The 21,365-nt window shown below is 65.3% G+C and carries 17 protein-coding genes and 2 pseudogenes; 10 read left to right on the top strand and 9 right to left on the bottom strand.

The genetic code is table 11. From position 1 onward, the window contains the following. Positions 1 to 266: 266 nt before the first annotated feature. From infB to BLV97_RS04400, 7 genes are all read right to left on the bottom strand, one after another. Positions 267 to 2,780: a translation initiation factor IF-2 gene (gene infB, locus BLV97_RS04430; RefSeq protein WP_035842470.1), complete on the bottom strand. Its 2,514-nt coding sequence runs from the start codon at positions 2,778 to 2,780 to the stop codon at positions 267 to 269. After that, positions 2,777 to 3,406 carry an RNA-binding protein gene (locus BLV97_RS04425; RefSeq protein ID WP_035842467.1) on the bottom strand — a complete coding sequence of 210 codons (630 nt, stop codon included), beginning with the start codon at positions 3,404 to 3,406 and terminating at the stop codon, positions 2,777 to 2,779. Before BLV97_RS04425 ends, infB begins: the two co-directional genes overlap by 4 nt. 17 nt (positions 3,407 to 3,423) lie before the next feature. Then, positions 3,424 to 5,088, bottom strand: coding sequence for a transcription termination factor NusA (gene nusA / locus BLV97_RS04420; protein ID WP_035842465.1), 1,665 nt, complete (start codon positions 5,086 to 5,088; stop codon positions 3,424 to 3,426). 3 nt (positions 5,089 to 5,091) lie between these two features. Further along, positions 5,092 to 5,700, bottom strand: a complete 609-nt coding sequence (gene rimP / locus BLV97_RS04415) for a ribosome maturation factor RimP (RefSeq protein ID WP_035842462.1) — start codon at positions 5,698 to 5,700, stop codon at positions 5,092 to 5,094. A 286-nt stretch (positions 5,701 to 5,986) separates the two neighbouring features. After that, the gene (tspO, locus tag BLV97_RS04410) at positions 5,987 to 6,436 is read right to left on the bottom strand and encodes a tryptophan-rich sensory protein TspO (RefSeq protein WP_035842460.1); all 450 of its coding nucleotides are present in this window, start codon (positions 6,434 to 6,436) and stop codon (positions 5,987 to 5,989) included. A 36-nt stretch (positions 6,437 to 6,472) separates the two neighbouring features. Beyond that, the gene (gene xylB, locus BLV97_RS04405) at positions 6,473 to 7,912 is read right to left on the bottom strand and encodes a xylulokinase (RefSeq protein ID WP_035842458.1); all 1,440 of its coding nucleotides are present in this window, start codon (positions 7,910 to 7,912) and stop codon (positions 6,473 to 6,475) included. A 166-nt stretch (positions 7,913 to 8,078) separates the two neighbouring features. Further along, positions 8,079 to 9,743, bottom strand: a complete 1,665-nt coding sequence (locus BLV97_RS04400; protein WP_035842782.1) for an acyl-CoA dehydrogenase family protein — start codon at positions 9,741 to 9,743, stop codon at positions 8,079 to 8,081. A gap of 163 nt (positions 9,744 to 9,906) precedes the next feature. Between BLV97_RS04400 and BLV97_RS04395 the strand changes: the two genes are divergently transcribed. The 8 genes from BLV97_RS04395 (at position 9,907) to gyrB (ending at position 19,287) form a co-directional block, all read left to right on the top strand. After that, positions 9,907 to 10,677 carry a sulfite exporter TauE/SafE family protein gene (locus BLV97_RS04395; RefSeq protein WP_035842456.1) on the top strand — a complete coding sequence of 257 codons (771 nt, stop codon included), beginning with the start codon at positions 9,907 to 9,909 and terminating at the stop codon, positions 10,675 to 10,677. Positions 10,678 to 11,005: 328 nt separating this feature from the next. Then, on the top strand, positions 11,006 to 11,272 hold the full coding sequence (gene rpsT, locus BLV97_RS04390) for a 30S ribosomal protein S20 (RefSeq protein WP_035842453.1): 267 nt from the start codon (positions 11,006 to 11,008) through the stop codon (positions 11,270 to 11,272). 566 nt (positions 11,273 to 11,838) lie between these two features. Then, complete coding sequence (gene dnaA, locus BLV97_RS04385) at positions 11,839 to 13,233, top strand: chromosomal replication initiator protein DnaA (protein ID WP_035842450.1); 1,395 nt, start codon at positions 11,839 to 11,841, stop codon at positions 13,231 to 13,233. 121 nt (positions 13,234 to 13,354) lie between these two features. Continuing rightward, positions 13,355 to 14,473, top strand: coding sequence for a DNA polymerase III subunit beta (gene dnaN, locus BLV97_RS04380; RefSeq protein ID WP_035842448.1), 1,119 nt, complete (start codon positions 13,355 to 13,357; stop codon positions 14,471 to 14,473). A 67-nt stretch (positions 14,474 to 14,540) separates the two neighbouring features. Continuing rightward, positions 14,541 to 15,650 carry a DNA replication/repair protein RecF gene (gene recF / locus BLV97_RS04375; RefSeq protein ID WP_035842446.1) on the top strand — a complete coding sequence of 370 codons (1,110 nt, stop codon included), beginning with the start codon at positions 14,541 to 14,543 and terminating at the stop codon, positions 15,648 to 15,650. Continuing rightward, complete coding sequence (locus tag BLV97_RS04370) at positions 15,647 to 16,087, top strand: VOC family protein (protein ID WP_035842444.1); 441 nt, start codon at positions 15,647 to 15,649, stop codon at positions 16,085 to 16,087. The genes recF and BLV97_RS04370 overlap by 4 nt, the downstream gene beginning before the upstream one ends. An 81-nt stretch (positions 16,088 to 16,168) precedes the next feature. Further along, positions 16,169 to 16,789: a LysE family translocator gene (locus tag BLV97_RS04365; protein WP_035842441.1), complete on the top strand. Its 621-nt coding sequence runs from the start codon at positions 16,169 to 16,171 to the stop codon at positions 16,787 to 16,789. An 80-nt stretch (positions 16,790 to 16,869) separates the two neighbouring features. Further along, entirely contained in the window at positions 16,870 to 19,287 is a 2,418-nt protein-coding gene (gene gyrB, locus BLV97_RS04360) for a DNA topoisomerase (ATP-hydrolyzing) subunit B (protein ID WP_035842438.1), read from the top strand. Positions 19,288 to 19,393: 106 nt separating this feature from the next. Here gyrB and BLV97_RS04355 read toward each other — a convergent pair whose 3' ends face one another. Further along, entirely contained in the window at positions 19,394 to 20,203 is an 810-nt protein-coding gene (locus BLV97_RS04355) for a hypothetical protein (RefSeq protein ID WP_092163967.1), read from the bottom strand. 447 nt (positions 20,204 to 20,650) lie between these two features. On the opposite strand from BLV97_RS04355, the gene BLV97_RS04350 reads away from it, so the two are divergent. Then, complete coding sequence (locus BLV97_RS04350; RefSeq protein WP_051646057.1) at positions 20,651 to 20,884, top strand: hypothetical protein; 234 nt, start codon at positions 20,651 to 20,653, stop codon at positions 20,882 to 20,884. A gap of 26 nt (positions 20,885 to 20,910) precedes the next feature. Beyond that, a pseudogene (locus tag BLV97_RS21510) lies at positions 20,911 to 21,087 on the top strand (IS66 family transposase); the annotation flags it as partial. A gap of 152 nt (positions 21,088 to 21,239) precedes the next feature. Here the strand turns inward: BLV97_RS21510 and BLV97_RS20675 are convergent. Beyond that, a pseudogene (locus tag BLV97_RS20675) lies at positions 21,240 to 21,365 on the bottom strand (IS5/IS1182 family transposase); the annotation flags it as partial.

The following is a 21,365-nucleotide window of genomic DNA, read 5'->3' as shown; positions in this document are numbered from 1 at the left end:
GGAATTCGGGATCTGCGCCAAGGCCGCACCCGACAGGATGTGCTGCCGCCTTGGCGCTGGCCTTAGGTGGCGCCTTCAACCCGGCGTCAGGCGCGCAAAATATCGGCCCATGCGTGGTGATGCCTGGCCAGGCGCCACGCCACCCTGCACGCATACCACCCTGCACGAAGGCGGTGGGCCTGATTCTTCTGCAAGAATAGGGGCTATCGCACAAAAAAGGACCGCGCGTCGCAGTTCTGTCGCGCGCGGTCCGATCGCTGGGCGGGTCAGTCGAGCTGACGCTCGACTTCCTCGCGTTCGAAGATCTCGATCACGTCGCCGGTGCGGATGTCTTCGTAATTCTCGAAGGCCATGCCGCATTCCTGGCCCGAAATCACTTCCTTGACCTCATCCTTGAAGCGCTTGAGCGTCTTCAGCGTGCCCTCATGGACGACCACGTCGTCGCGCAGCAGGCGAACACCCGCCGAACGGCGCGCCACGCCCTCGGTGACCAGGCAGCCGGCGACCTTGCCGACGCCCGAGACCTTGAAGACCTCGCGGATCTCGGCGTAGCCGATGAAGGTTTCGCGCACCTCGTTCGACAGCAGACCCGAAGCGGCGGCCTTCACGTCGTCGACCAGGTCGTAGATCACGCTGTAATAGCGGATCTCCACACCCTTCTGGTTGGCCGAGTTCCGGGCCGAGGCGTTGGCACGGACGTTGAAGCCGATGATCGGCACGCCCGATGCTTCGGCCAGGCCGACATCCGAATCGGTGATCGCGCCGACGCCGTAATGCAGCACGCGCACGCGCACCTCTTCGTTGCCGACCTTCTCCAGCGCCTGGACGATCGCCTCGGCCGAACCCTGGACGTCGGCCTTCACCACCACCGGCAGTTCGGTCACGCTTTCGTCGGCCTTGGCCTTGGCCATCAGCTGTTCCAGCGTCGCGGCGGCACCGGCGGCGGCGCGCTTGTCCTTGGCGGCCTCCTCGCGGTACTCGGCGATCTCGCGCGCCTGTGCCTCGGTCTCGACGACGTTCAGAACGTCGCCCGCCTCGGGCGTGCCGTTCAGGCCCAGAACCTCGACCGGAACCGAAGGCCCGGCCTCGTCGACCCGGTCTCCGCGGTCGTTGATCAGCGCGCGGACCTTGCCCCATTGCTCGCCCACGACGAAGATGTCGCCGCGCTTGAGCGTGCCGTTCTGCACCAGAACCGTCGCCACCGGCCCGCGGCCCACGTCCAGCTGCGCCTCGATCACGGCGCCCTGGGCGGCGCGGTCGGGGTTGGCCTTCAGCTCCAGGATCTCGGCCTGCAGCGCGATCGCCTCAAGCAACTGGTCCAGGCCCTTGCCGGTCTTGGCCGAAACCTCGACATCCTGCACGTCGCCCGACATCGCCTCGACCACGACCTCGTGCTGAAGCAGCGCGGTGCGCACCTTCTGCGGATCGGCGTCGGGCTTGTCGACCTTGTTGATCGCCACGATCATCGGCACCTTGGCCGCCCTGGCGTGGTTGATCGCCTCGATCGTCTGCGGCATGACCGCGTCGTCCGCGGCCACCACCAGAACCACGATATCCGTGACCTGGGCGCCCCGCGCGCGCATCGAGGTGAAGGCCGCGTGACCCGGCGTGTCGAGGAAGGTCAGCACCGCCCCCGATTCCGTCGTCACCTGATAGGCGCCGATATGCTGGGTGATGCCCCCGGCCTCGCCCGACACGACATTGGCGTGCCGGATCGCATCCAGAAGCGAGGTCTTGCCGTGGTCGACATGGCCCATGATCGTGATCACCGGCGGGCGCGGCTGCAGATCTTCTGGCTTGTCCGCGACCTGAGCGATGACCTGTTCGACATCGGCATCCGATACGCGCACGGCGCGATGGCCGAATTCCTCGATCACCAGTTCGGCGGTGTCGGCGTCGATGGGCTGGTTCATATTGACCATCATGCCCATCTTCATCAGCGACTTGACCACGTCGGCGGCGCGCTCGGCCATCCGGTTGGCCAATTCCTGCACGACGATCGTCTCGGGCAGCTGCACGTCGCGAACCTGCTTTTCGGCGCGCTGGGGCATGCCCATCGCCTTCTGGCGGGCCTTTTCCTGCTTGCGCTTCATTGCAGCAAGCGAACGCTGGCGCCCGCCCTCGCCCGAAAGCGCCTCGGTCAGGGTCAGCTTGCCGGCGCGGCGGTTGTCGCCGCCGCCCTTGCCCTTGCCGCGGCTCTCGCGCTCGCGGTCCTCGCGCTCGCGGTCGGTCTTGCGCGGACCGGGAGAGGCCTTCGCCGTCCCGCCGCGGGTGTTGGGTTCGGCCGCCGGTTCCGGCGCGACGGGCGCGGCAGCGGGGGCCGCCGCGGCCTTGGCGCGGGCCTCGGCCTCTTGCTTGGCGCGGGCGTCGGCCTCTTGCTTGGCCTTGAGCGCCTCTTCGCGCTCGCGCTCCTCGCGTTCCTTCGCCTCGATTTCCTCGCGGCGGCGCTGGCGCTCTTCCTCGCGGCGTTTCTCCTCGGCGGCGCGCTCGGCGGCTTCCTCGACCTCGCGGGCCTTGGCGGCCTGCAGCGCCTTCAGGCGGCGCTCCATCTCGGCATCGGAAATGCCGGCCGGGCGCTTCGACGGATCGCCGCGATGCGGCTTCGACCCGGACGCGCCACCACCGGATGCCCCGGCGGCGCCGGTCTTCGGCACCACAACACGCTTGCGCTTGGTCTCGACCACGACAGACTTGGTGCGGCCATGGCTGAAGCTTTGCTTCACCTGCCCCGAACGGGGGCCACCCAAGCCTAGGGTCTTCTTACCGTCTGTATCGCTCATGCGTCTTTCGTATCCTTCCCGGTGGTCTTGCCACCGATCCGCCCGCGCAATCCGGCGAGCCTTGCCGCCTCGTCTATAACACGTTTGGTGAGTCCGCCAGCCGCAAGCGCGCTGTGTATCGCATGTTCACGGCCGAATGCCAAACCGATTTCCCTAGCGGACAGGCAGTTAAAGTAGCGCCCGCCCTCGGGTGTCCAGAGCTTGGATTTCCCGCGCTCCGATCCGTCGAAAGCCTGCAGCAGAACCTTCGCGCGGCCCTGCGCCAGCCATTCCTTCACCTTCTCGAATCCACAGACCGCATCTCCCGCCTTGCGGGACAGCGATACCAGCTCGACCAATCGCCGGGCCAGAACCGCCTCGGTCTCGGCGGCCAGATCGGCGGGCAGGTTGACCGGCCGCCGGGCCGCACGGGTGAAATAGTTCTTCGCGACCGCCTTTTCCAGCACCGACCGCTCGGCCGTGACCCAAATGCCACGGCCGGGCAGGCGTTCGAGTATGTCGGGCACGACGACGTCACCGGGGCCGATGACGAAGCGGATCAGCCCCGACTTCGGCCCGGTTTCCCCCGTCACGACGCAGCGCCGTTCGGGCCCGTCGTCTTGCTTGTCGGCCCCACCCCGGGTCATGTCGCGCGCTCCGCCTTTCAGGCCCCGGCTTCCTTGGCGCCGACATCCGCGGCTTCGGCGGCTCCGTCCTCAGAGGCGCCATCTTCCGCGGCCTCGTCGGCGCCGTCCTCGTCGTCGGCCAGTTCCTCGGGGTCGACCCAGCCCAGCTGAATGCGGGCGGTCATCACCAGGTGCTGCGCCTCCTCAAGGCTCATGTCGAACTTTTCAAGCACGCCCTCGTCCTTGACCCGTTCGCCGTTCACCGTGGTCCAGCCGCCGGCCAGTTCCCAGTCGGCGCAGGTGGCGAAGTCTTCCAGCGTCAGCACGCCGTCCTCGGCCAGCGCTTCGATCATCTGCGGGGTCAGGCCCTCGAAGTTGACCAGGCTGTCCTGCACGCCCAGTTCGCGGGCATGTTCCATCGCCTTGCGGTTCTGTTCTTCCAGGAAGTCGCGGGCCCGGGCCTGAAGCTCTTCCGCCGTCCCCTCGTCGAAGCCGTCGATCGACAGCAGTTCGTCGATCTCGACATAGGCGACCTCTTCGAGGCTGGTGAAGCCTTCGGCCACCAGCAGCTGGGCGATCATCTCGTCCACGTCCAGCGTGTCCATGAACAGCTGCGTGCGTTCTGCGAATTCGGCCTGGCGGCGGGCGCTTTCATCGGCCTCGGTCAGGATGTCGATGTCCAGACCCGTCAGCTGGCTGGCCAGACGCACGTTCTGGCCGCGACGGCCGATCGCCAGCGATTGCTGCATGTCGGGCACGACCACCTCGATCTTGCCGGCCTCCTCGTCGATGACGACCTTGGTCACCTCGGCGGGCTGCAGCGCGTTCACCAGGAACGTCGCCTGATCCTCGTTCCACGGGATGATGTCGATCTTCTCGCCCTGAAGCTCGTTCACAACGGCCTGCACGCGGCTGCCGCGCATACCCACGCAGGCGCCCACCGGGTCGATCGAGCCGTCATAGGAAATCACCGCGATCTTCGCGCGCGAGCCCGGGTCACGGGCCACGGCCTTGATCTCGATGATGCCGTCGTAGATTTCCGGCACTTCCATCTTGAACAGTTCCGCCATGAAATGCGGATCGGTGCGCGACAGGAACACCTGCGGGCCCCGGGCCTCGCGGCGCACGTCCTTGATATAGGCGCGGATACGGTCGTTCGGGCGATAGGCTTCGCGGCCGATCTTCTCGTTGCGGCGCAGGATGCCCTCGCCCCGGCCGATATCGACGATGATGTTGCCGTATTCCTCACGCTTGACGATGCCGTTGATGATCGTGCCGGCGCGGTCCTTGAATTCCTCGTACTGGCGGTCGCGCTCGGCCTCGCGGACCTTCTGCAAGATCACCTGCTTGGCCGATTGCGCGGCGATCCGGCCCATATCCACCGGCGGCACCTCGTCGCGGATCTCGTCGCCCACCTTCGGATCGGCGAGGTACTGTTTCGCCTGTTCGACGGTCAGCTCGGCCTGGTAATTCTCCAGCAAGTCGTCTTCCACGACGGTACGCACCCGGGTGAAGGTGGCCTTGCCGGTCTTGCGGTCGATCGACACGCGGATGTCCATCTCGGCCCCGTAGCGCGACTTGGCGGCGCGGGCGAGGCTTTCCTCCATCGCCTGGATCACCAGATCCGGGTCGATCATCTTCTCGCGCGCGACCGCATCGGCGGTTTGCAGAAGTTCCAGCTGGTTGGCAGAGGTAATCGCCATGTCTCACTCCTCCTTGGAAGCGGTGGGGTCAGCGTTGGGGTCGTCGTCTTCGGTTTCGATCTCGTCGAACTGGCTTTCGTCGATGGCGCCAGAGGCCTTCTTCTGGCGCAGCATCTCGGTGATCAACTCGTCGGTCAGGATCAGTTTCGCGTCCGACAGCCAGTCGAAGTCGAGGCCGATGGTGACCGTTTCGCCCTGGCTTTCGATCTCGACCAGAACGTCCTGATCCTCGGTGCCGCGCAGCACGCCCTTGAAGCGGCGCTGGCCGTCGATCAGTTCGGTCGTCTCGATGCGGGCCTCATAGCCCTCCCAGACATCGAAATCCTTCAGCCGGGTCAGCGGCCGGTCGATGCCGGGGCTGGACACTTCCAGCACATAGGCATCGTCCAGCGGGTCCTCGACATCCAGAACCGCCGACACGGCGGTCGAGATCGCCGCGCAATCGTCCACCTCGATGCCGCCCTCGGGCCGGTCGGCCATGATCTGCAGGGTGCGGGTCTTGCCGCCCATCAGCCGGATGCGCACCAGCTCGAACCCCAGCCCCTCGATGGCGGGGCTGACGATCGAGGCGAGGCGCCGGTCGATGGCGGTCTTGGCGATCAGGTCGGTCATGGGTGATCCGAGAAATAAAAAAGCGGGCTCATGCGGCCCGCCATACACGTTCGGTGGAGCCTGGGTTTGGACCCTCAGGCACCGCTGTTGAGGTGCATATACGGAACACTGCCCGAGTCTGCAAGGGGGAAGCGCATGACGCGTCATCCAGGATACATGCGCCCGCGTCCGCACGCGCCGGGATTTCGCGATTGTCGGCCACGCCTGGGCCAAGGGGGCTGCATCCTGAAGGGCGCCGCTTTGCCGCCCGGGGGCGTTCCCCGGCGGGCGGGGGGCTGTGGATTTCCTATCCGCGGTTGTCGCGCCAGATCCGCCAGTTCAGCCCGGCCGCGACGGTGACCCAGGCCAGATAGGGCAGCACGATCAGCCCGGAAAGCCAGTCGATCCGCCAGAAGGCCCAGCCTGTCGCCAGAACCGCAAGCCACAGCGCCGCGATCACCACCATGCCCTGCGCCATCCGCCGCGCCCCGAAGAAGACCGGCGTCCAAAGCGTGTTCAACGCGATCTGAAGTGCCCAGAAGGCCAGCGCCTGCCCCGCGCCGGGCCGCAGCGCCACCCGCGCGGCGGCATAGCTCATCAGCAGGTAAAGCACGGACCAGATCACCGGAAAGGCCCATTTCGGCGGGGTCCAATCGGGTTTCACCAACTCGTCATACCAGGGGCCGGGCTTGAACAGCATCCCCGTCGATCCGGCGGCAATTGTGGCGGCAAGAAAGGTAAGGAACAGCGTCAGCATCGGCAGATCTCCCTTCGGTGGCCAACCCCCACGGGGTCAGGGCAGTTCCCTCACCGCCGCTTGCGCCTTGGTGAAGCGGGCGTGGGCGGCCTCGAACGCGTCGCGCAGGGTAGGGTCCGGGGCGAAGACGGTCTCGGTTTCCGGTGCCGTGGCGATCTCGGGGCCCGCGCCGGTCGCCGCCATCAGCGCCAGCCGCGCGGCCCCGAATGCGGCGCCGAAATCGCCCGCGACCGGGCGCGCCACCTCGATATCCAGCAACGTGGCCAGCGCCGCCAGCCAGTAATCCGACCGCGCCCCGCCGCCCACGGCGATCAGCCGGGAGAGTCCGGTGCCGGTCGCGGCCAGAGCATCGCGGCAATCGCGGAGCGCGAAGGCGACGCCCTCCAACACCGCCCGCGTCGCCGCCGCCCTGTCCGTGGCATGTTCCAGCCCCAGGAATGCGCCCCGCACCCGCGCGTCGTTCAGCGGCGTCCGCTCGCCACCCAGATAGGGCAGGAACAGGGTCTTGCCAGGGGCTTTCAAGCCCCCCAGTTCACCGGTCAGGGTGCCGGCCTCGGTGCCGGTCAGCCGCGCGTACCAGTTCAGCGCGTCGGTCGCGGCCAGCACCACGCCCATCTGGTGCCAGCTGTCCGGCAACGCATGGCAAAAGCTATGCACCGCCGTCTCGGGGGCGGGGCGGTAGCCCTCGGTCACCGCGAACAGCACGCCAGAGGTGCCCAGGCTGACGAAGGCCTCGCCGGGCCGCACCGCGCCGACGCCCACGCCGGAGGCCGCATTGTCGCCGCCGCCACCCGCGACGATCACCGCGTCCTGCATCCCGAAGCGCCGCGCCAGCGCCGGGCGCAGTCGGCCCGAAACCTCGGACCCCTCGACCAGCCGAGGCATCGCCGCGCGGCCAAGGCCTGTGGCGGCCAGCAACGCTTCGCTCCAATCGCGCTTGCCGGTGTCGAGCCAGCTTGTGCCTGCCGCGTCCGACATCTCCGTCACATGATCGCCGGTCAGCCACAGTCGCAGGTAATCCTTGGGCAGCAGCACCTTCGCCACCTTGCCGAAGACCTCGGGCTCATGCCGCTGCAGCCAGACGAGCTTGGGCGCCGTGAACCCCGGGAATACGATGTTGCCGGTGATCGCGCGAAACCGGTAATCCGCGTCCAATGCCGCCGCCTCCAGCGCGGCGCGGGTGTCGTTCCACAGGATGCAAGGCCGCAATACCGCGTCACCCGCATCCAGCAGCGTCGCCCCATGCATATGCCCCGAAAGGCCGATTGCCTTCACTTCTCGCAGCGGCGATTTCGCCGCAAGCGCATCCAGCACCCTCTCTGCGGCGGCAATCCAGTCGGCTGGGTCCTGTTCCGACCAGCCAGTCCTCGGGCGGCTGGCATTCAGCGGTACGGTCGCTTCGGCCAGCGGCTTCTGATCCGCATCGATCACAAGACCCTTGAGCCCCGAAGTCCCCATATCGAGCCCCAAATACATGCGGCCGCTCCCTTACGTCTGGTCCGTTCCGGTATGAGCATAGCGCCGTGGCCCAAGGCGTCCACGGCCAGCGCGCCCGGCATTCTCTCTTTCATTGTTCCCGTAAATACGCCGGCCTGGCGTTGAATGCCGCGTGCGTACTTGGGGAACAATGAAAGCAGGCGGATCAGGCCAACAGGCGGCGGGCGATTACCTGAGCCTGGATTTCGGCCGCGCCCTCGAAGATATTGAGAATGCGCGCGTCACACAGGATCCGGCTGATCTGGTACTCCAACGCGAAACCGTTGCCGCCATGGATCTGCAGCGCGTTGTCCGCCGCCGCCCAGGCGACGCGGGCGCCCAGCAGCTTGGCCATCCCGGCCTCCAGGTCGCAGCGCCGGTCGTGGTCTTTCTCCCAGGCGGCGAAATAGGTCAGTTGGCGGGCGATCATGATTTCGACCGCCATCATCGCCAGCTTGCCCGCGACGCGGGGAAATTCGATCAGCGACTTGCCGAACTGCTTGCGGTCCTCGGCATAGCGCATCCCCACTTCCAGCGCGTTCTGCGCGACGCCGATGGCACGGGCCGCGGTCTGGATGCGGGCGGATTCGAAGGTCTGCATGAGTTGCTTGAATCCCTGGCCCTCGACCTCGCCCAGAAGGTTGCCGGCCTTTATCTCGAAGCCGTCGAAGCCCAGTTCGTATTCCTTCATGCCGCGGTAGCCCAGCACCTCGATCTCGCCGCCGGTCATGCCGGATGTGGGGAAGGGGTTTTCGTCGTCGCCCGGGGTCTTTTCGGCGATGAACATCGACAGGCCGCGGTAATCGGTGGTCTCGGGATCGGTGCGCGCCAGAAGCGTCATGATATGGGCGCGGGCGGCATGGGTGATCCAGGTCTTGTTGCCGGTCACCTTGTAGAGGTCGCCGTCCTTCACCGCGCGGGTGCGAAGGCTGCCCAGGTCCGATCCGGTGTTGGGCTCGGTGAACACAGCCGTCGGCAGCACCTCGCCGCTGGCGATCTTGGGAAGCCAATGGCTTTTTTGCGCATCCGTGCCGCCACATAGAATCAGTTCGGCCGCGATCTCGGACCGGGTGCCGAGCGAGCCCACGCCGATATAGCCGCGGCTGAGTTCCTCGCTGACCACCACCATCGACGCCTTGGAAAGGCCCAGCCCGCCCAGATTCTCTGGAATCGTCAGGCCGAAGACGCCAAGTTCCGCCAACTCCTCGATCACCTCGATCGGGATAAGTTCGTCTTTCAGGTGCCAATCATGGGCATGGGGGGCGATGCGATCATCGGCATAGCGGCGGAACTGGTCGCGGATCATTTCCAGTTCCTCGTCCAGACCCGATGCACCAAAGGTCGCCCGCCCGTGATTGTCGCGCATCAGGGCGGCAAGCCGGGCGCGCGCCGCCGCGCTGTTGCCACGCAGAAGGGGCGCCGCCAGGCCCCAGTCGGGCGCATCGAGGCCCAGATCGGCAAGCCGCGCGACCTCGCCCTGGCTCATCGGGACGCCGCCGGCGATCTGGGACATGTATTCCCCCATGCCGATCTGCAACAGCAGCGCCTCCATCTCGCCGAAGGCGCCCTGGTCGGCGACCCGCCCGGCCCAGGCCGCCATCTGGCGCAGGCTTTCCACATAGGTGGCCAGCCACGCCAGCGCATGGGCCGCGAATTGCTCGGCCTCCAGCGCCGCGGCCGAGACCTTGCCATCCTGCACCACCTGCGCGCGCAGCCTGGCGACCGCCTTGGCCAGCAGTGCCTCGGCGACCGGCACGGCGGCTTCGGCCTTGGCGCGAAGATCCGGCAGGATCGGCGAGTCTGCACCGGGGGGCGCACCATCATGCGGCATGGTCATCTCCGTTTCTGCATGTGCGAAATCTGATAAGCCCTTCGCAGTTGCGGCGCAACAAAAATTCGCCGTGAAGCTGCCATGCGCACAAAAGTGTCGCTGCCAGAAAGGCGCTGCGCTGCCGCTGCTTCCCGTCTAAAAGGTCGGAAAATGGAGACGCGTCATGGAGCATCTGATCGGCGGGCTGCCGCCGGTAACCTTCATGCTGGCATTCGGCATCACGCTGTTCGCGGGCCTCGTAAAGGGCGCGGTCGGCTTTGCCATGCCGATGATCATGATTTCGGGCCTGGGCTCGTTCCTGCCCGGGCATGAGGCCCTGGCGGCGCTGATCCTGCCGACCTTGCTGACCAACTTCGCCCAGGCGTTTCGGCAAGGACCGCGGGCGGCCTGGGAATCGGCGGTGAAGTTCCGGCTGTTCCTGGGGGTGACGGTGCTGTTCATCCTGATCTCGGCCCAGTTCGTGCTGATGATCCCGAACGCGGTGATGTTTGTCCTGCTGGGTGTGCCGATCATCGCCTTCGCCGGCGTGCAGCTGGCGGGAATCCCGATGATCATCCCGATCCACCACCGCGCCCGCGCGGCAACGCTGCTGGGTGTCGTGGCAGGGCTCTATGGCGGGATCTCCGGGGTATGGGGCCCACCGCTGATCGTCTATCTGCTGTCGACCGGAACGGAAAAGCGCGAACAGCTGAGGGTCCAGGGCGTCGTGTTCCTGATCGGGTCGATGATGCTGCTCGTGGCCCATCTGCGCTCTGGCGTGTTGAACGCCACGACGCTGCCCCTGTCGGCGCTGATGGTGATTCCCGCCGCGCTGGGGATGTGGCTGGGCTTTCGCCTGCACGACCGGCTGGATCCGGTCCGGTTCCGGTGGTGGACGCTGGCGTTGCTGGCACTGGCGGGGGTGAACCTCGTGCGCCGGGGCTTGCTGGGCTAGTGCGCCGTCGCGCGACACCGGGCAGACGCTCCTGCACGGCCTTGCTTGGTCACCATCACTACCCCGACCGGCACCGTAGCGTGATACGCGCGGCCCGACGCGAAGGCCTCGCACCCACCTCGCATCTCATTTCATCTTGGCGAAAATACTCCACGGGGGTCCGGGGGTGTGAAACCCCCGGCGCCGAGATCACCAACGGACCGCGCGGAACCGGCGCGGTTTCGGGAAACGGCCAAAAAACATGGGCCGCAAGAGTTGACTTGCGCCCGAGTCGGTCCTAGAAGCGCGTTTTCAGATTATCCCGAACCGAGAACCGGAACCGACACCCATGGCCAATACGCCCCAATCCAAGAAGCGCACTCGTCAGAACGAGGCGCGCTATGCCGTGAACAAGGCGCGCCGCTCGCGGATCCGCACCTACCTGCGCAAGGTGGAAGAAGCGATCAGCGCCGGCGATCCGGCGGTTGCAGTCGAGGCCCTGAAGAGCGCCCAGCCCGAACTGGCCCGCGGCGTGACCAAGGGTGTGCTGCACAAGAACACGGCCTCGCGCAAGATGTCGCGCCTGGCCTCGCGCGTGAAGGCCCTGTCGGCCTAGGACGCGGCGAACCCCGATCGAAAGCAGGCGTGCCTTCGGGCGCGCCTTTTTTCATGTCCGAATGGCAGCGTAGGGGGGGGCTGTGTCCTTTTTGCACGGGCTATCGGGGATTCGGGCGGCTGATCCCAGAGTCAAGAACAGAGATATGTTGCGACTCCGCGATGGCGCAGGCTAGCGTCTAGGGGCGATTCACATCGCCTTGGGGGGACATGGAGTGGTCTTGGATCAACTCACCGAAGTCGGCACTGCCAAGCCGGTTCGGGGTTCGTGATGTGCCAGGACCATAAGGTTCCGAAGCCGGCGTAAGCTGCCACGCTGCCTGCTTTGGGATTGGTGGAAGTCGTCCAACCGCATCTGCGGTTATCGCTTCCGCATGTCCGATTGTGATGATCGCCGCGCGAGGCGGGAGCCGGGCTTGCCCGGTACCTGCCTTGTCCGGGCGATCGCACCGCATCTGGCCGCGCGACGGCCGGTCGCGGGCTTCCCAGGCGTCGCGGATTGTACGGGCATGGAGGCCGGGCAATTGCCCGGCCATCCGCATCAAGAACAAAAAAGCGGGTCGAGGAATGACAAACGAAACCTGGGGGCAAGTGCGCAATGAACTTCTCAAGAACCTTGGAAGGAACAATTTCGTAAGCTGGATCGAGCCCCTGCAATATTCGGGTCTGCAAGAGGGAGTGGCCCGATTCGTCGTCCCGACCCCGTTCTTCGCGACATGGATCGAACGCAACTTCGCCGATCACATCCGCAAGCAGCTGATCTCGGCCGGGGCGGATGTCGACCGCCTGGAATTCGCGGTCAGCCCCGACGCAAAGCAGGCACCGAAGCGCGCGGCGGCGGATCGCGTCGCGAAGGCGGCCGCCGCGCCGGCCGCGGCCCCGGCCGCGCTCAGCGCCGCCCGCGCCACGGAAGAATCCGAACTGCCCAGCGCGCCGCTCGATTCGCGTTTCACCTTCGACAGCTTCGTCGTCGGCAAGCCGAACGAACTGGCCCATGCCGCCGCCCGCCGGGTGGCCGAGGGTGGTCCGACCAGCTTCAACCCGCTGTTTCTTTACGGCGGCGTCGGGCTGGGCAAGACGCACCTGATGCACGCCGTCGCGCATGAATTGCAAAGCAAGCGCCCGCAGCTGAAGGTGCTTTACCTGTCGGCCGAGCAATTCATGTACCGCTTCGTCCAGGCACTGCGCGAGCGCGACGTGATGTCCTTCAAGGAACTCTTCCGTTCGGTCGACGTGCTGATGGTCGACGACGTGCAGTTCATCGCCGGCAAGGAATCGACGCAAGAGGAATTCTTCCACACTTTCAATGCGTTGGTTGATCAGAATAAGCAGATCGTGATCTCTGCCGACCGTGCCCCGGGAGAGATCAAGGACCTGGAGGACCGCATCAAGAGCCGCCTGCAATGCGGGCTGATCGTCGATCTCCATCCCACTGATTACGAGCTGCGCCTGGGCATTCTTCAGCAAAAGGCCGAATATTACCGCGGCCAGTACAAGGGGCTGCAACTGGCGCCGGGCGTGCTGGAATTCCTGGCCCACCGCATCACCACCAATGTGCGTGTCCTGGAAGGTGCGCTGACGCGGCTGTTCGCCTTCGCCTCGCTGGTGGGGCGAGAGATCACGCTGGAACTGGCGCAAGATTGCCTGTCGGACATCCTGCGCGCGTCGGATCGAAAGGTCTCGATCGAGGAGATCCAGCGCAAGGTGGCCGAGCATTACAACGTGCGCCTGTCGGACATGATCGGTCCCAAGCGCGCCCGCACCATCGCCCGGCCGCGTCAGGTGGCGATGTATCTGTCCAAGCAGCTGACCTCGCGTTCCCTGCCCGAGATCGGGCGCCGCTTTGGCGGCCGCGACCACACCACGATCATGCACGGCGTGAAGAAGATCGAGGAGCTGAAGACCACCGACTCGCAGCTTTCCGACGATCTGCAGCTTCTGCGCCGGCTGCTAGAGGGCTGATCGCCACAGCCGCGGATTGCGGCGGGGGCGCCCTTGACGCTCCCGTCCGTTCATCCGAAAGTCCATCGAAACGACGGAACCGGGCCGCGCGTCTTGCGCCGCCGCAACGGGGTGTGAGGGAATGAAGATCAGCATCGAGCGAGCGACGCTTTTGAAGGCCGTGTCACAGGCGCAATCGGTCGTCGAGCGGCGCAACACCATCCCGATCCTGGCCAACGTGCTGATCGAGGCCGAGGGCGATACCGTCAGCTTCCGCGCCACCGATCTGGATATCGAGGTGGTCGACAAGACCCCCGCCCAGGTGGAACGCGCCGGGGCGACCACCGTCAACGCGGTGATGCTGCATGAGATCGTGCGCAAACTGCCGGATGGGGCGTTGGTGCAGCTGGTCGACGACGCGGCGGCGGGCCGGCTGACGGTGACGGCAGGGCGGTCGACCTTCAACCTGGCGACACTGCCGAAGGAGGACTTCCCGGTGATGGCCTCCTCGGAATATTCGTCGAATTTCTCGGCGGGTGCGGTGACGTTGCGGCGGCTGTTCGACAAGTCGAAATTCGCGATCTCGACCGAGGAGACGCGCTATTACCTGAACGGCGTCTACATGCATGTGGCCACGGGCGAGGATGGCCAGGTGCTGCGTTGCGTGGCGACCGACGGCCACCGTCTGGCGCGGATCGACGCGCCTCTGCCCGCCGGCGCCGAGGAGATGCCCGGCGTGATCGTGCCGCGCAAGACGGTGAACGAATTGCGCAAGCTTCTGGACGACGACGAGGCACAGATCGCGGTATCGGTGTCCGAGACCAAGGTACGTTTCGCCACGCCGCAGATCACGCTGACCTCGAAGGTGATCGACGGCACCTTCCCCGACTACACGCGGGTGATCCCGGTCGGCAACACCCGCAAGCTGGAGGTGGACGCGGCCGAATTCGCCAAGGCGGTCGATCGGGTGGCGACCGTCTCGTCCGAGCGGAGCCGCGCGGTAAAGCTGGCGTTGGACGAGGATCGTCTGGTGCTGTCGGTCAACGCGCCCGACAGCGGCGCCGCCGAAGAGGAACTGGCCGTGGCCTATGGCGACGAGCGGCTGGAGATCGGTTTCAACGCCAAGTATCTGCTGGAGATCGCCAGCCAGGTGGACCGCGAGAATGCGGTGTTCCTGTTCAATTCCTCCGGCGACCCCACGCTGATGCGCGAGGGCAACGATACCTCGGCAGTGTATGTCGTGATGCCGATGCGGGTGTGATCGGCCGCGCGGGGGGCGCTGCCCCCCTGCACCCCCCGGAGTATTTCCGCCAAGATGAAGGGCAGTCATGTCCGTTCTGGCCCTGACAGAGTTGAGCCTGTCGCATTTCCGCTCCCATAGGGTGGGGCGGCTGGCGCTGGAGGGGCGGCCGGTGGCGATCTTCGGGCCGAACGGCGCGGGCAAGACGAACATTCTGGAGGCGGTGTCGCTGTTGTCGCCCGGGCGCGGGCTGCGGCGCGCGGCGGTGGAAGAGATTGCGCGGCGTCCGCAGGCGTTGGGATGGAAGGTGTCGGCCAGGCTGGAAAGCCTTTGGCAGGTGCATGAGATCGAGACCTGGGCCGAGCCGGGCGGCGGGCGGCAAGTGCGCATCGACGGCAAGGCGGCTGCGCAATCGGCGCTGGGCCGGATCGCGCGGGTGCTGTGGCTGGTGCCGGCGATGGACCGGCTGTGGACCGAGGGCGCGGAGGGGCGGCGGCGGTTTCTGGACCGGATCACGCTGAGCTTCGAGCCGGGCCATGGCGAGGCGGTGCTGGCCTATGAAAAGGCGATGCGCGAACGCAACCGGCTGTTGAAGGAGGATATCCGCGACGGCAACTGGTTCGCCGCGCTCGAGGGGCAGATGGCCGAAGCGGGGGCGCGGATCGGCGCGAACCGTGGCCTTGCGCTGGCCCGGATCGCCGAGGCGCAGGCGGGGGCGGAGACCGCCTTTCCGGTGGCGGAACTGTCTCTGACTCACCCGGAAGTGCCGCTGCCCGAGGGGGCGGCAGCGCTGGCGGAAACCTTTGCCGCAGCGCGGCGGCGCGACGGCGCGGCGGGACGCACGCTGATGGGGCCGCACCGGGTGGATATGGCGGCGATCTATGCTGCGAAGGGCGTGGCTGCCGATCAATGCTCGACCGGAGAGCAGAAGGCGCTGCTGATTTCGCTGGTCCTGGCGAACGCGCGGGCGCTGGCGCAGGATTTCGGCGCGCCGCCGATCCTGTTGCTCGACGAGGTGGCTGCGCATTTGGACGCCGGACGCCGCGCCGCGCTTTATGACGAGATCGCGGGCCTCGGCGCGCAGGCCTTCATGACCGGCACCGGGCGGGAATTGTTCGACGCGCTGGGCGCGCGCGGGCAATATGTCGAGGTGACGGAGGCCGGGGGCACCTCGGCCCTGCGACAGGAGGAGACATGAGCTATCCGGTACAACGCGTGACGTTGATCACCCTCGGCGTCGCCGATCTGGCGCGGGCGCGGCATTTCTACGGCGCGCTGGGCTGGACGGCTGCTCGGACGCAGGAGGGGGTGGCCTTCTATCAGATGAACGGTCAGGTGCTGGGCCTTTTCGGGGTGCGGGATCTGGCCAAGGACCAGGGGCGCGAGGGCGCACACCTGGGCGCCGGCGCGATGACGCTGGCGCAGAATTTCGACAGCGAAGCCGAGGTGGACGCGGCCTATCAGGCGGCGCTGGCGGCCGGGGCGACCGGGCTGAAGCCGCCCGAAAAGGTGTTCTGGGGCGGCTATTCCGGCTATTGGGCCGATCCCGACGGCCATGTCTGGGAAGTCGCGATGAACCCGTTCTGGCCGCTGGGTACGGACGGGTCGTTGACCCTGCCGGACGGCGAGGGCTGAGCGGGCGCCACCGGGCGTTCGATCCGGCTTGCACTTGGCCCGGCTTTGCGGTCCTCTGTCTGGCCGCCGCGGGGGACACCCATGACCATCACGCCGACCGAGCTTTTGCTTTATGCCGCAGCCCTTCTGGTGCTGTTTCTGACCCCGGGCCCGGTCTGGCTGGCCCTGACGGCGCGGACGATCTCGGGCGGGTACGGGGCCGCCTGGCCGTTGGCTTTGGGCGTGTCGCTGGGCGACATGTTCTGGCCGCTGATCGCGGTCTTCGGCCTAAGTTGGGTCACCGGCGCCTATGCCGAAGTGATGCTGGTCCTGCGCTGGATCGCGGTGGCGATCTTCATCGTGCTGGGGGTGCAGCTGATCCGCAAGGCCGGCCGGCCGATCGAGACCGACGCCCGCCTGACCCGCCCGGGCCGCTGGGGCGGATTCGCGGCGGGCGTCACCGCGATTCTGGGCAATCCCAAGGCGATCCTGTTCTATATGGGCGTGCTGCCCGGCTTCTTCGATCTCAGCGCCCTGACGCCGGCCGACATCGCCGCGATCGTCGCCCTGTCGGTCGCCGTTCCGCTGATCGGCAACCTGGTCTTTGCGGCCCTCGTCGCCCGCGCCCGGCACCGCTTGGCCGGGCCCGGCGGCATGGCGCGGCTGAACCGGATCGCGGGTGGGCTGCTTGTGGTGGTCGCATTGCTGATCGCCGTGACATGACCCCCTAAATATTGTGTGCTTCGCGTGACAATCCCGCGCGGAAGCCCTATAAACCGGGCAGATTTCCAAGGAAGGTCCGCATGGCCGAAGAGCAGCAGCAACCCGCCGAATACGGCGCAGATTCCATCAAGGTTCTCAAGGGGTTGGAGGCCGTCCGCAAACGGCCCGGCATGTATATCGGGGATACCGACGACGGCTCGGGCCTGCACCATATGGTCTATGAGGTGGTCGACAACGGGATCGACGAGGCCCTAGGCGGCTTTGCCGACGCGGTGACGGTGAAGATCCATGCCGATAATTCGGTTTCGGTGCGCGACAACGGGCGCGGCATTCCCACCGATATCCATGCCGAGGAAGGCGTCAGCGCCGCCGAGGTGATCATGACCCAGCTGCACGCCGGCGGGAAGTTCGACCAGAATTCCTACAAGGTGTCGGGTGGTCTGCATGGCGTCGGCGTCTCGGTTGTGAACGCGTTGTCGGACTGGCTGGAGCTGCGGATCTGGCGCGGCGGCAAGGAACATTTCGCCCGCTTCGAGCATGGCGATACGGCGGAACATCTGCGCGTGGTCGGCGACGCCAACGGGCAGAAGGGGACAGAGGTGCGCTTTCTCGCCGCCACCTCGACCTTCTCGAACCTCGACTACAGCTTTCGCACGCTGGAAAACCGGCTGCGCGAACTGGCTTTCCTGAATTCCGGCGTCCGCATCATCCTGGAGGACGAGCGCCCCGCCGAACCGCTGCGGTCGGAGCTGTTCTATGAGGGCGGCGTGCGCGAATTCGTGCGCTATCTGGACCGCTCGAAAACAGCGCTGCTGCCCGAGCCGATCTTCATGACCGGCGAACGCAACGGCATCACCGTCGAGGTCGCGATGTGGTGGAACGACAGCTACCACGAGACGGTGCTGCCCTTCACCAACAACATCCCCCAGCGCGACGGCGGCACGCATCTTGCGGGCTTTCGCGGCGCGTTGACGCGGACGATGAACGCCTATGCCCAGACTTCGGGCATTGCCCGGCGCGAAAAGGTGGATTTCACCGGCGACGACGCCCGCGAGGGGCTGACCTGCGTGCTGTCCGTGAAGGTACCTGATCCTAAATTCTCCAGCCAGACCAAGGACAAGCTGGTCTCGTCCGAGGTCCGCCCCGCAGTGGAAAGCCTGGTCAACGAGAAGCTGGGCGAATGGTTCGAAGAGCACCCGACCGAGGCGCGCCAGATCGTCGGCAAGATCATCGAGGCCGCGCTGGCCCGCGAGGCCGCCCGCAAGGCGCGCGAACTGACGCGGCGCAAGACGGCGATGGACGTGGCCAGCCTGCCCGGCAAGCTGGCCGATTGCCAGGAACGCGATCCCGCCAAATCCGAGGTCTTCCTGGTCGAGGGTGACTCGGCCGGCGGCTCGGCCAAGCAGGGGCGTTCGCGCGCCAATCAGGCGGTGCTGCCGCTGCGGGGCAAGATCCTGAACGTCGAGCGTGCGCGCTTTGACCGGATGCTGGGCAGCCAGGAAATCGGCACCCTGATCACCGCGCTGGGCACCGGCATCGGGCGCGACGAGTTCGACATCAAGAAGCTGCGCTACCACAAGATCGTCATCATGACCGACGCCGACGTGGACGGCGCCCATATCCGCACGCTTCTGCTGACCTTCTTCTTCCGCCAGATGCCGGAGATCATCGAAGGTGGCTATCTCTATATCGCGCAGCCGCCGCTATACAAGGTTTCGCGCGGGAAATCAGAGGTTTACCTGAAGGATCAGGCAGCGCTGGACGAGTATCTCATCCAGATGGGGATCGAGGGCGCGGTGCTGCGCCTGAATTCGGGAGAAGAGATCGCCGGCCAGGACCTGGCGCGCGTGATCGAGGGCGCGCGACAGTTCCGCCGGGTGCTGGATGCCTTCCCCACGCATTACCCGCGCGGCATTCTGGAGCAGGCGGCGCTGGCGGGGGCCTTCGATCCTGGCACGGCGCAGCGCGATCTTCAGACGGTGGCCGACGAGGTGGCGGCGCGGCTCGACATGGTCGCGGCGGAATATGAAAAGGGCTGGCAGGGCCGCATTACCCAGGACCACGGCATCCGCCTGGCGCGCATCCTGCGCGGCGTCGAGGAGATCCGCACCCTGGACGGCGCGGTCCTGCGTTCGGGCGAGGCGCGGCGGCTGGCTGAGGTGTCGGGCAGGTCGCGCGATGTCTATGCCAAGCCGGGTCATCTGGCGCGCAAGGATCGCGATGTGGTGGTGCACGGGCCGATCGACCTGTTGAAGGCGATCCTGGCGGAAGGCGAGAAGGGATTGTCCATGCAGCGCTACAAGGGGCTGGGAGAGATGAACCCCGGTCAGCTGTGGGAAACCACACTGGACCCAGAGGCGCGCACGCTTCTGCAGGTGAAGGTGGACGATCTGGCCGAGGCTGAGGACATCTTTACCAAGCTGATGGGTGACGTGGTCGAGCCGCGGCGCGAGTTCATCCAGAAGAACGCGCTGAGTGTGGAGAACTTGGATATCTGACGGTGTAGGTGGGCGCGTAACATTGCGCTTTAAGCCCTTATATTTCAAAGCCTTAAACGAGGGTTGCGCGCAAAACTTTGCGCGCACGAAGCGCATAAATCTGCGCCTATTCAGCGTCCTTGGGCTGGCGCACAGAGATGAACATTGGGATCAAGACGGAGCTCGGATGCGGTACATCAGTAACCTGGATTCCTACTTGTTCTTCTTCCGCGAGGGGGCCTCCGACAACAGCTTCCAAGAGGCCGCTTATGAAGCCATAGAGGACATTGTGCACCAGGAGATTGATCCGATTGATGTCTTCAATCGCCAGTGTGAAGCCCCGCGCCATCTTCTCGCTCGGCGACAACCCAATGGCATCCGACAGCTTGTCCGCGATCATCGAAAATGCCGATCGAAAGACGAGTGCAGAACCGACGTAGTAGCATGAGTTCGCAGGATGTTCGGAGATGTAGATCCTGCTTTCTTCACTGGCAACGCTGCCGATCGCTTCGCCCAAGTTCAGTTTGTCGTAGTGAAAGGCCGTTTTGTTTCGGATAATCTCGAGAGCGTTCGTGGCATTGTCTGAACCTCCGAAATAGTCGCGCAACGCCTCAAGGTCTTTCCGATGCGCCTCGGAAAGAGCCGTAATCGCTGAGTCCTCCGGAACGCATTTGAGAAATCTCTTGTCGATCATGTTCCATGTTTCGAAGAGTTTTCCGGTCAGAATCTGCAGAATAGTCCACATCTGGACATTGTGAGCGTCGTCATGAAGCTCACCTGCGCCAACCTTATTCAAGGTAAAGCGCAGGATCCTGTTGATTACGCCAAGCTCGTTGTGGGCATGCATGCAGCCCACTACTTGGTTGCGAAGACGGCTTGGCAGCCTGCTAAGATGCTCTGGGCTGATTTCTATCTGGTTGACTTGAATTGTACTCATGGAAACACCTCCGCTGGCCCACGCCGGATGGTTACGGTGCATCTTGCAAGATTGGTAGTTCTCATCCGGTCATCGACAAGAATGGTACGGAACGGTTGACCGGCGGGCGGAAGACAGAGGCCGCGAAGTCGCCCAGGCGGCGGCGGACTTCAACATCGCATATCCATTTGCTGGCAAGGTGGTATAGTACGATGTGACATGGAGACCGACATCAGAAATGACACGGGCGGAGCTGGTCGCCCAACTTCAGCAACTGAGGAACGTCGTTGAGCGTCTTGCCGCTGAAAACGTGCCCCCTGTCCTGTACCACATCGACTGCTACAGGGGCCGCCTCCACCCTGAGAAGCGGCTGAGCCGCGACGAGGCAAACGAACGACGTCCTACTCACGTTGATCTTGTGCCTATAGACTAGGAGAGCGGACTATTCGGCGATGACGGGAGCAGTTCATGCGAAAATCCGTGAAATTCGATGGTGCCCGCATAGAACGGGTTCTCAGGGGTGAGGCACCGACGACAACTCTCAATGACGAAGAAAAGACAATCTGGTCCGAGCAGTTCCGAACCGCGCTTGGTGAGCCCGGCCCGAAGGAAGCTGTCTTCTTTGGAAAACTTCGCGCCAGCGGCAAGGCAGTCGGCCTCGACGCGGACGGTAACATCGCCAAGGCAAAACCCCTGGCATAGTTCTTCTCTGACATGCGCCCGGATCCCTGAGCTCCAGCAGTCCTGATGCGTGTGGACAACCAGAACTGGCTCAGGCAAGTGGCTATACATGTTTAGGGCCGAGCTGGCCTGACTGCACCCGCTTCCTTGAGGTAGGCCGTCTCCGCCCGACTAACAATGCCGCGGAACGTGCGCTGCGCGGCTTCGCGCTTGGCCGTTGCGCATGATGAGGAAGTCAACGGGAATGAACCTGGAGACGCGATTTCTGACGACTTCCACATCCGATCCCAGTTCAAGCGCACCAGGGTTGTGAACGAAGTACTCAAACACCTCTTCCTCGAATTCCCTGGCCCTCTTCATACGCTAGGGTCAGGATTCATAACCAATAGATGATGATAGCCGCGAGGGCGATGGCAGAGAGGAATACCTTGGGACAGCGGTCGTAACGGGTGGCAACGCGCCTCCAGTCCTTGAGCCTGCCGAACATGATCTCGGTGCGGTT

Origin of the sequence: Allgaiera indica, from assembly GCF_900106675.1 — a bacterium.
In the GTDB taxonomy this organism is placed as follows: domain Bacteria; phylum Pseudomonadota; class Alphaproteobacteria; order Rhodobacterales; family Rhodobacteraceae; genus Acidimangrovimonas; species Acidimangrovimonas indica.
This window is presented reverse-complemented; position numbering and strand designations above follow the sequence as displayed.

Bases quoted from the DNA above. Each gene is read 5' to 3' on its own strand.
- BLV97_RS04370 (WP_035842444.1), top strand. From the start codon at position 15,647: ATGAGCTATCCGGTACAACGCGTGACGTTGATCACCCTCGGCGTCGCC.
- nusA (WP_035842465.1), bottom strand. From the start codon at position 5,088: ATGGCGATTACCTCTGCCAACCAGCTGGAACTTCTGCAAACCGCCGAT.
- BLV97_RS04365 (WP_035842441.1), top strand. From the start codon at position 16,169: ATGACCATCACGCCGACCGAGCTTTTGCTTTATGCCGCAGCCCTTCTG.
- dnaN (WP_035842448.1), top strand. From the start codon at position 13,355: ATGAAGATCAGCATCGAGCGAGCGACGCTTTTGAAGGCCGTGTCACAG.
- tspO (WP_035842460.1), bottom strand. From the start codon at position 6,436: ATGCTGACGCTGTTCCTTACCTTTCTTGCCGCCACAATTGCCGCCGGA.
- BLV97_RS04355 (WP_092163967.1), bottom strand. From the start codon at position 20,203: ATGAGTACAATTCAAGTCAACCAGATAGAAATCAGCCCAGAGCATCTT.
- rimP (WP_035842462.1), bottom strand. From the start codon at position 5,700: ATGACCGACCTGATCGCCAAGACCGCCATCGACCGGCGCCTCGCCTCG.
- infB (WP_035842470.1), bottom strand. From the start codon at position 2,780: ATGAGCGATACAGACGGTAAGAAGACCCTAGGCTTGGGTGGCCCCCGT.
- xylB (WP_035842458.1), bottom strand. From the start codon at position 7,912: ATGTATTTGGGGCTCGATATGGGGACTTCGGGGCTCAAGGGTCTTGTG.
- BLV97_RS04395 (WP_035842456.1), top strand. From the start codon at position 9,907: ATGGAGCATCTGATCGGCGGGCTGCCGCCGGTAACCTTCATGCTGGCA.
- dnaA (WP_035842450.1), top strand. From the start codon at position 11,839: ATGACAAACGAAACCTGGGGGCAAGTGCGCAATGAACTTCTCAAGAAC.
- gyrB (WP_035842438.1), top strand. From the start codon at position 16,870: ATGGCCGAAGAGCAGCAGCAACCCGCCGAATACGGCGCAGATTCCATC.
- BLV97_RS04425 (WP_035842467.1), bottom strand. From the start codon at position 3,406: ATGACCCGGGGTGGGGCCGACAAGCAAGACGACGGGCCCGAACGGCGC.
- BLV97_RS04350 (WP_051646057.1), top strand. From the start codon at position 20,651: ATGCGAAAATCCGTGAAATTCGATGGTGCCCGCATAGAACGGGTTCTC.
- recF (WP_035842446.1), top strand. From the start codon at position 14,541: ATGTCCGTTCTGGCCCTGACAGAGTTGAGCCTGTCGCATTTCCGCTCC.
- BLV97_RS04400 (WP_035842782.1), bottom strand. From the start codon at position 9,743: ATGCCGCATGATGGTGCGCCCCCCGGTGCAGACTCGCCGATCCTGCCG.
- rpsT (WP_035842453.1), top strand. From the start codon at position 11,006: ATGGCCAATACGCCCCAATCCAAGAAGCGCACTCGTCAGAACGAGGCG.